Annotated in this window: 6 protein-coding genes; 2 read left to right on the top strand and 4 right to left on the bottom strand. The window is 80.0% G+C overall.

What is annotated here, in order from left to right; all coding sequences use genetic code 11:
- Positions 1-5: 5 nt before the first annotated feature.
- From ACRYR7_RS04935 to ACRYR7_RS04950, 4 genes are read right to left on the bottom strand one after another with little or no spacing between them, the layout of a single operon-like run.
- Entirely contained in the window at positions 6-2,015 is a 2,010-nt protein-coding gene (locus tag ACRYR7_RS04935; protein ID WP_432570951.1) for a DUF6541 family protein, read from the bottom strand.
- Positions 2,012-3,928: a glycosyltransferase gene (locus tag ACRYR7_RS04940; RefSeq protein WP_432570952.1), complete on the bottom strand. Its 1,917-nt coding sequence runs from the start codon at positions 3,926-3,928 to the stop codon at positions 2,012-2,014. The genes ACRYR7_RS04935 and ACRYR7_RS04940 overlap by 4 nt, the downstream gene beginning before the upstream one ends.
- A gap of 35 nt (positions 3,929-3,963) precedes the next feature.
- On the bottom strand, positions 3,964-5,139 hold the full coding sequence (locus ACRYR7_RS04945; protein ID WP_432570953.1) for a glycosyltransferase: 1,176 nt from the start codon (positions 5,137-5,139) through the stop codon (positions 3,964-3,966).
- A 56-nt stretch (positions 5,140-5,195) separates the two neighbouring features.
- Positions 5,196-6,998: an ATP-binding cassette domain-containing protein gene (locus tag ACRYR7_RS04950; protein WP_432570954.1), complete on the bottom strand. Its 1,803-nt coding sequence runs from the start codon at positions 6,996-6,998 to the stop codon at positions 5,196-5,198.
- 254 nt (positions 6,999-7,252) lie between these two features.
- Between ACRYR7_RS04950 and ACRYR7_RS04955 the strand changes: the two genes are divergently transcribed.
- Both ACRYR7_RS04955 and ACRYR7_RS04960 read left to right on the top strand, forming a co-directional pair.
- A complete protein-coding gene (locus ACRYR7_RS04955) occupies positions 7,253-7,900 on the top strand; it encodes a glycosyltransferase family 2 protein (RefSeq protein WP_432570960.1) in 648 nt (215 codons plus the stop codon).
- A 20-nt stretch (positions 7,901-7,920) separates the two neighbouring features.
- A partial coding sequence (locus ACRYR7_RS04960) for a DUF2304 domain-containing protein (protein ID WP_432570955.1) occupies positions 7,921-8,368 on the top strand: 448 nt, incomplete at its 3' end.

Consider the following 8,368-nt stretch of genomic DNA (forward strand, 5'->3'; position numbering starts at 1 on the left):
CGCGCTCAGCCGCAGGCGGTGATCCGGTACAGCACCGCCCCGCCGCCGGAGGCGACCTCCTCGAAGCCGGGCCGGCCCTGGAAGAGCCGGAAGGCGGTGTACCCGGCCGGCTCCAGGCGCGGCGGGCGCCACAGCTGACCGTCGTCGAGCACCCAGCGCACGCGGTGCCGCTGCAGCGCCGGGCACACCGCCGGGTCCACCCCGGCGTCCTGCAGGTGGTCGGCCAGGAAGACCCAGTCGGCGGGGTACTTGCCGCGCAGGTGCGGGTAGAGCACCTCCACGCCCGAGAGCGCGTACGCGAAGCCGCTGCCGTCCCACGGGGTGCCGGCGACCACGTCGCCCTCGGGCACCCAGCGGCGCAGGTCCTCCAGGAAGCGCTGCTCGGCCAGGGTGACCAGGGAGCTGCGCGGGTCCTCGGCGGCCTCGACGTTGGACTTGGCCAGCTGGGCGGCGTTGCCGCGCACCTGCGGCACCGCCGCGAGCAGGGCCACCAGCGCGGCGAGCCCGGCGGTGGCGCGGCGCGCGCGCGCCGGCGAGCGCGCGGCGCGGGAGGCCGCGGCGGCCACCCAGCAGGTGCCCAGCACGGCCAGGGCGGTGCCGGTCACCGGCAGGCTCGCGGCCAGCCGGCCGCGGTCGTTGTACCAGGCGCCGGTGAGCAGGGAGGACAGCGGCGAGTCCACCGAGGCGGCCAGCACGTCCAGCGCGCCGACGACGACGTGGCCCACCAGCAGCCAGCGCCAGCGCCGCCGGGTCGCCGCGCGCACCGCGCCCACCAGCACCAGCGCCCCCACCAGCCAGCTCGCCCCCGAGCCCGCCGGCGCCCCGCGCACCGCCTCGCCCAGCGCGCGCGCCGTGCTGCGGGTGGCCGGCCAGTCCGCCGCGGCCATGCCGCGCAGCGAGGGCCAGGCCACCACCACGGCGGTGGCCACCGCCGCCACCGCCAGCGCCGTCACCAGCAGCACCGCGCGCTGCTCGCCGTCCCCGCGCCAGGGCGAGAGCAGCCCCGGCAGCGCCGAGACCAGGGCCAGCACCACCGCCAGCAGCAGTGCGACGAAGAAGGCGCCGGGGTGCGCCAGCCCGCAGGCGCCGGTGGCCGCGGCCGCCACGAGCAGCGCGCGCGGGCGCTCGCCGGGCAGCGCCTCCCCCGGCGCGCCGCGCGCCCCGGCGGCCAGCGCCAGCGCGCCGAGCACCGCCGGCACCAGCGCGGTGCCCAGCACGAACGGCCACAGCCCGCCGCGGTCGACGTACCAGGGGAAGGCGACGAACCCCTGCGCGAGCACGGGCGCCAGCAGCAGCGGCAGCGGGCGCGGGCCCAGCAGCGCGCGCACCAGCAGCCCCGCCGACAGCGACCACACCACCCCGGGCACGGCCACGACCAGCGCGTTCGCGGCCAGCACCGGGGAGGTGGGCCCGGCCACCAGGGCGGCCAGGCCGTGCCAGGCCGAGGGGTAGAAGCCGCCGACCTCGCGGTCGGTCAGGCGCACCACGTCGAACGGGGAGGCGCTGCCGGTGTCCAGCACCCAGCGCACCGCGTTGAGGTGGAAGATCGTGTCGAAGCCCTGGGAGACGACGTCCGGGCGGCCCAGCGCGCGCACCGCCGTCGCCGTCGCCAGCGCGGTGCCGGCGAGCGCGCCGGCCACCAGCGCGGCCACCGCCCGGCCCTGCCCCGCCGCCCGGTCCCGCCCCGCCGCCCGGTCCCGAGCCGGTGCGGGGGTCCGGCGGCGCAGCGCGCGCGGGGCGGCGCGCCCGGCGAGCGCGGCCAGCGCCGCCGCCGCCGCGGTGGCCGCCGCCGCCGTCGCCGGGCCCCAGCGCAGCCCGGCGGCGGGCGCGGCCAGCGCGGCGGGGGCCAGCACGGCCAGCGTCAGCGCCGGGGAGCAGGCCGCCAGCAGCACCCCGCGCAGCCGCAGCGCCCACCCCACCAGCAGGCCGGGCAGCACGAGCACGGCGACGGCCAGGGCCAGCACGGGCGCGGCGGCGGCCCACTCCCCCGGGCCCGCGGTGGTCGCGGCGCTCACCGGGGCAGCTGCTCCGGGCGCGAGCGGGCGATGAAGCGGCGGTAGGCCAGGGTGCGCACCCGGGCCGGCACGAAGCGGTAGCCGCCGCGCACGAGCACGTTGCGCACGGCCTGCGCGGGCGTGGTGAAGCCCTCGGCGCGCAGGTGGCGCTGCAGCGCCAGCTCCGAGCGCCACAGCCGCAGCCCCCCGCGGCGCGCGTAGGAGCCGGCCGCGGCGTCGGCGCCCACGCGGTACTTCACCAGCGGCTCGGGCAGGTTCTCGCAGCGCGCCCCCGCGGCGATCATCCGCGCGAACAGCCAGTAGTCCTCCATCAGCGGCAGGTCGCGGTAGCCGCCGGCCGCCGCGACCGCCGAGCGGCGGTAGACCACGCTGGGGTGGTTGAACGGGTCGTGGAAGCGGGCGTAGGCGGCGATGCGCTCCCCCGTCGGCGGGGTGCGCCGGCCCACCACGTCGTCCTCGTCGGCGCCGATCTCCCACAGGCCGGTGCCCACCAGGTCGGCGCCGGCGGCCACCACGGGCAGCTGGCGGGCGAAGCGCTCGGGCAGGCTGACGTCGTCGGCGTCCATGCGGGCCACCACGTCGTGCGCGCAGGCGGCCAGGCCGGCCTCCAGGGCGCGGGCCAGGCCGACGTTGCGCTCCAGCGGGACCGGGCGCACCGGCACGCCGTGCGCGCCGCCGGCGGCCAGCTCGTCCAGCAGCGCCTGCAGCGGCGCCGGCACCGGCCCGTCGCGCACGACCACGAGCTCGTCCGGGCGCAGCCGCTGGTCGGCGGTGACGCTGCGCACCGCGCGGCGCACCTGCGCCGGCTCGTCGCCGGCCCACACCGGCAGCAGCACCGAGAACGCGGGCAGCCGGCCCTCCGGCAGCGGCGCGGCCGGCTGCACGCGCCCGGCCGGGCGCGCGGCGGCGGACACGGCCCGGTGCGCGGCGGCCTCCACGGCGGCCACGTCCTCGCTCACCGGGCCCAGCCCCGCCAGCACCTCGGCGGTCGGCGCCGGCGCGCGCACGGCCTCGGCCAGCCCGCGCACCAGGCCCCGGGCCAGCACCGCGCGCGCGGAGGAGCCGCGCGCGGTGCGCGCCCAGCGCAGCAGCGTCGCGCCGCCGTACAGCACGGCCTCGCCCGGGCCCAGGGTGCGGTACCGGGTGAACAGCCACGCCTTGTTGCGCACCTCGAAGCGGAAGCGCTCGCCGGGGTCGGCGTCGGTGCCGCCGAAGGCGCGGGTGCGGTGCTCCACGACGCTGGCGGGCGCGTAGACGCCGCGGGCGCGGCGCAGCAGGCGGGTGGTGAACTCGAAGTCGTCGTTCCACAGGAAGAACGCCGCGCGCGGCAGCCCGGAGGCGCGCACCGCCGCCGCCTCCACGAGCAGCGCCACGAAGGAGGCGGAGCGGATCGGCACGCACCCGGCCGCGGCGGCCGCGGCGCGCTCGGCGCGCGAGGCGCCCGGGCGCGGGCGGGGGGTGTTCATCGGGTGGTCGCGCCCGTCGCTCCACACCACGCGGCTGGCGACGAGGACGGCGCCGGTGCGCTCGCGCGCGGCCAGCGCGGCGGCCAGCGCGCCGGGGCGCGGGACGGTGTCGTCGTCCATGAGCCACACCAGCTCCGCGGCGTGCCGGCGCAGGGCGCGCGCCAGCCCGGCCGCGAAGCCGCCGGCGCCGCCGGTGTTGCGCTCCAGGCGCACCAGGTCCACGCGCAGGCCCGCGCCCGGCCCGGCGGCGAAGGCGCCCACGGCGGCGGAAGTGCCGTCGGTGGAGGCGTTGTCCACCACCACGACCGCGTCGGGGCGGCGGGTCTGCGCGGCCAGCGCGGCCAGCGCGGCCAGCAGCAGCTCGCGCCGCTGGTGCGCGACGACCACGGCCACCACCCCGCCGGCGGGGGTCTCGCGGTCCTCGGCGGGCTCGTCGGCGTCGGGCACGGCGCCAGCTTCCCAGGCGCGCGCGGCGCCGCCGCTCACGCCCCGCCCGCCCCGGCGGCGCGCAGCACGACGGCGGCGGCGCGCTCGGCCGCCGCGGCCAGCGAGCCGTGCTCCTCGGCCCAGGCGCGCAGCCGCGCCCGCCGGGCGGCGTCCGGGCGCGGCCAGGTGCGCAGCGCGGCCGCCACGGCCGCCGGGTCGTGGGCGACGACGGCGCCCAGGTCGTGCCCGCGCACGACCTCGGCGCCGCTGCCGGTGCCGGCGAAGAGCACCGGGGTGCCGCAGGCCGCGGCGGCGGCCACCTTCGTGGGCGCCATGAGGTCGTAGCCGCTGCCGGGCACCAGGGACGCCAGCGCCACGTCGGCCTCGCCGAGCAGGCGGGCGGCCCGCTCCGGGGGCACGGTGCCGGGCAGCTCCACCGCGCCGGGCGCCAGCCGCGCGGCCAGCGCGCGCAGCCGGGGGGCGTCCACGCCGCCGCCGACCATGACCAGGCGGGCGGCGGGGTCGGTGCGGGTCAGCTCGGCGAAGGCGCGCACGAACACCTCCGCGCCCTGCCACTCGGACATCGTGCCGCTGTAGACGGCGCGCAGACCGGGCGCCGCGGGCGCCGCGGGCTCGGCGGCGAGCGCGGGCGCGGGCCGGAAGACCTCCACGTCCACGCCGTTGCCGACCACGTGCACGCGCCCGCGCGGCACCCCGGCGCGCACGACCTCCTCGGCCATGCCGGCGGTGACGGCCAGCACGGCCGCCGCCCCGCGCAGGGCGGTGGCCTCGGCGGTGCGCAGCGCCGCCAGCACCGGCCGCGGCGCGCCGGCGGCCACCGCGCCCAGCGACCACACGTCCGGCACGTAGGACACGTACGGCACCCGGCGGGCCAGGCCCGCCAGGCGGGTGGCCAGTCCGGTGGTGGGCGGGGGCTCGTGCACGACGACGTCGGGGCGCCGGCCCAGCAGCAGCCGGCCGGTCAGCGGCACGTCGAAGCTGAGGTAGGGCAGGTAGCCGCGCACGGCGCCGTCGGCGTCGCGCAGCACCGGCGCGCGGCGGGTGCGCACGCCGGGGTCCTCGGGCGGGACGGGACCGCGGGGCGCGGCGGTGAGGACCTCCACCTCGCAGCCGGCGGCGACGAGCGCGCGGGCCAGGGCGCGCAGCCGGAACGGCGCGGCCCCCACGTCCGGCGCGTACGTCCGCGTGGCGATGCGGACCAGGGGCGACACGGAGCGCGACCCTACCGGCCGGGCGGGCCCGCCCGGCCCGGCGCGCCCCGGTGCGCTCAGGCCAGCCCGGACAGCTGCGCCTGCACGGCGAAGTCGGGCACGGCGGCGACGACCTCCTCGAAGGAGCCGACGGCGGCCACGCGCCCGTCCTCCAGCAGGACCACGGCGTCGCAGTCGCGTACGGTCGCCAGCCGGTGCGCCACGACGAGGACGGTGACGTCGCGCAGGCCCGCCACGGTGGAGGTCACCGCGGCCTCGGTGGCCGCGTCCAGCGCGCTGGTGGCCTCGTCGAGCACGAGCACCTGCGGGCGCGCGTACAGGGCGCGGGCGATGCCCAGGCGCTGGCGCTGCCCGCCGGACAGGCGCAGGCCCCGCTCCCCCACGGGGGTGCGCACCCCGTCGGGCAGGTCCTGCACGACCTGCGCGAGCTGCGCGGCGGCCAGCGCCTCGCGCACCCGCGGCTCGTCGACGTCCTCGTCGCGCCAGCTCAGGGCCACGTTGCGGGCGACGTCGGCGTCGAGCAGCGCGACGTCCTGGGGCACGTAGCCGGCCCGGCCGCGCCAGCCGCCGGCGGGCCCGCGCACGGCCTCGCCGTCGACGAGCAGCTCGCCGGACTGCGGGACGAGCAGGCCCAGGACGACGTCGACGAGGGTGGACTTGCCCGAGCCGGAGCGCCCCACGACGGCCACCCGCGCCCCGGCCGGCACGTGCAGGGACACCCCGTCCAGGGCGGGGCGCGCGGCGCCGGGGTAGGTGAAGCTCACGCCGCGCACGTCCACGGCGACGGGGCCGGCGCCGGGGTCGCGCTCGGGCACCGGGCCGGGCAGCGCGGGCGGGTCGGCGGCGGTGGCGCCGGTGTCGCGCAGCGCCTCGAGCACCTCGTGGGCGTTGGGCTCGTGGGCGTGCATGGTGGCGAACACCGACTGCAGGCGCGTCAGGCACGGCACGACGCGGAAGCCGGCGACGGCGAACAGCCCGATCGCGGAGACGGCCTCGGTGACGCCCTGGGTGAGCACCGCCACCCCGCCGACGACGAGGAAGCCGCCGAGCAGCGCCGCCTCGAGCACGAAGCGCGGGCCGACGGAGTAGAAGAACGCCATCCCGCGGGCGCGGGCGCTGCGGGTGCGCACGTCGCGGGCCACGCCGGCGAGCTGCTCGCCGCGCCCGCGCAGGGCGATCTCCTTGGCGGCGGCGAAGGACTCCTGCACCAGGCGGATCGTCTCCACGCTGGCGGAGGTGGCGGTGCGCCCGGCGGCGGCGGCGCGGCGGGCGATGACGGAGTACAGCAGCACCGCCACCAGCCCGAAGTAGACGGCCGCCACCAGCGCGGTCTGCCAGGCGGCGACGAGGACGACGGCCCCCACCGCGGCGAGGGTGGCGACCTCGGCGACCAGGCTGGAGAACGGCATGAGGAAGCCGTTGAAGGACTGGTTGAGGGACTCGTCGACGGTGCGCACCGCGCGCGCGGAGCTGGCCCGCAGCCGGTACGCCCAGGAGGCGGACAGGTAGGCGCGCACCAGCCGGTCGGCGACGTCGACCTCGTGCCGGGCGAAGCGCACCACGCCCCAGCGCACCAGGAACAGCTGCGCGACGCTCTTGAGCACCAGCAGCGCGCTGGCCACGCAGATCAGCGCGACGAGCTGGGCGGGCCCGACCTCGGCGCCGACGCCGGGCAGCGCCACGCCCAGGCGCCCGCCGCCGGCGACCGCGGCGGGCAGCAGCACCGCCAGCAGGCCCAGGGCCAGCACGTCGAGCACCGACAGCAGGGCCTGGGCCGCGCAGTAGGCGACGACGAAGCGGGAGCTGCCCGCGGGCAGCAGCGCGAGCAGGTCGCGCACCGTCTTGAGCAGGTCCTTCACGCGCGGGTCTCCACGCGCGCCATCCTCCCCGACGCGCCCGGTGCGGCCGGTCGTGCCCGCCGCGCGCCGGCGCGCGTCATCATGGGGGGCGTCAGCCGCCGCCCGAGAGCCGAGAGACGTTGAGCCTGCACCCGCCCCGCGCCGACGCGCCCGCCGCGGCGCCCGAGCGCGCCCCCGAGCGCACGCCTGAGCGCACGCCCGGGCGCGCCCCCGAGCCCGCACCCGCCGCCGCGCGCCACCCGGGCACCTGGGTCGTGGTGCCCCTGTACCGGGAGGCGCGGGTGGTCGGCGGCGTCGTGGCCGACCTGCTGGGCACCTTCGCCAACGTGGTGTGCGTCGACGACGGCAGCCGGGACGGCTCGGCGGAGGCGGCGGAGGCGGCGGGCGCGGTGGTGGTGCGCCACGCGGTGAACCTCGGGCAGGGCGCGGCGCTGCAGACGGGGCTGGCGTACGCGCTGCGCGACGAGCGCACCGACTCGGTCGTCACCTTCGACGCCGACGGCCAGCACCGCGTGGAGGACGCCGCCGCGATGGTGCGGCGCCTGCACGCCGAGGACCTGGACGTGGTGTTCGGCTCGCGCTTCCTGGACGAGCGCACCGAGCTGGACCCGCTGCGCCGGGCGGTGCTGCGGGCGGCGGTGGTCTACACCAACCGCTCCACCGGGGTGCGGCTGACGGACGCGCACAACGGCCTGCGGGTGCTCTCGCGCCGCGGCGCGCGGGAGCTGCGCATCACGCACAACCGGATGGCGCACGCCAGCGAGATCGTCGCCCAGGTCGGGCGGGCGCGGCTGCGGTGGGCGGAGCACCCGGTGCAGGTGCTGTACACCGACTACTCCCGCTCCAAGGGCCAGTCGCTGCTCAACAGCGTCAACATCCTCGTCGAGACGCTGCTCGGCTGAGGCCGGGCCCGGAGGTCCTCGTGCTGCTCATCCAGGTGCTGCTCATCGCGACCGTGCTGGTGGTGGGCGCGCTGCTGGTGCGCAGCACCGCGGGCGCGCGCCACCAGGCGGTGCGCCGCCTGCTGCTGGGGGTGCTCGTGGCGCTGGCGGTGGCCAGCATCCTGCTGCCGGGGGCGGTGACGGCGGCCGCGAACGCCGTGGGGGTGGGCCGCGGCACCGACCTGCTGCTGTACGGCCTGGTGATCGCGTTCCTGGGCTTCGTCGTCTCCTCCTACCGCCGGGCGCGGCACCTGGAGGAGACGATCACGGAGCTGGCCCGCCGGCTGGCGCTGGACGAGGCGGTGCCGCCGGCGGAGGCGGGGCGGGGGGGGCGGGGCGGCGGGGGGGGGGGGGGGGGGGGGGGGGGGGGGGGGGGGGGGGGGGGGGGGGGGGGGCGGGTGCCTCGGGGGGCCGGCGCCCCCGCGCGGC

This window comes from Kineococcus gurbantunggutensis, from assembly GCF_050871925.1.
Lineage (GTDB): Bacteria > Actinomycetota > Actinomycetes > Actinomycetales > Kineococcaceae > Kineococcus.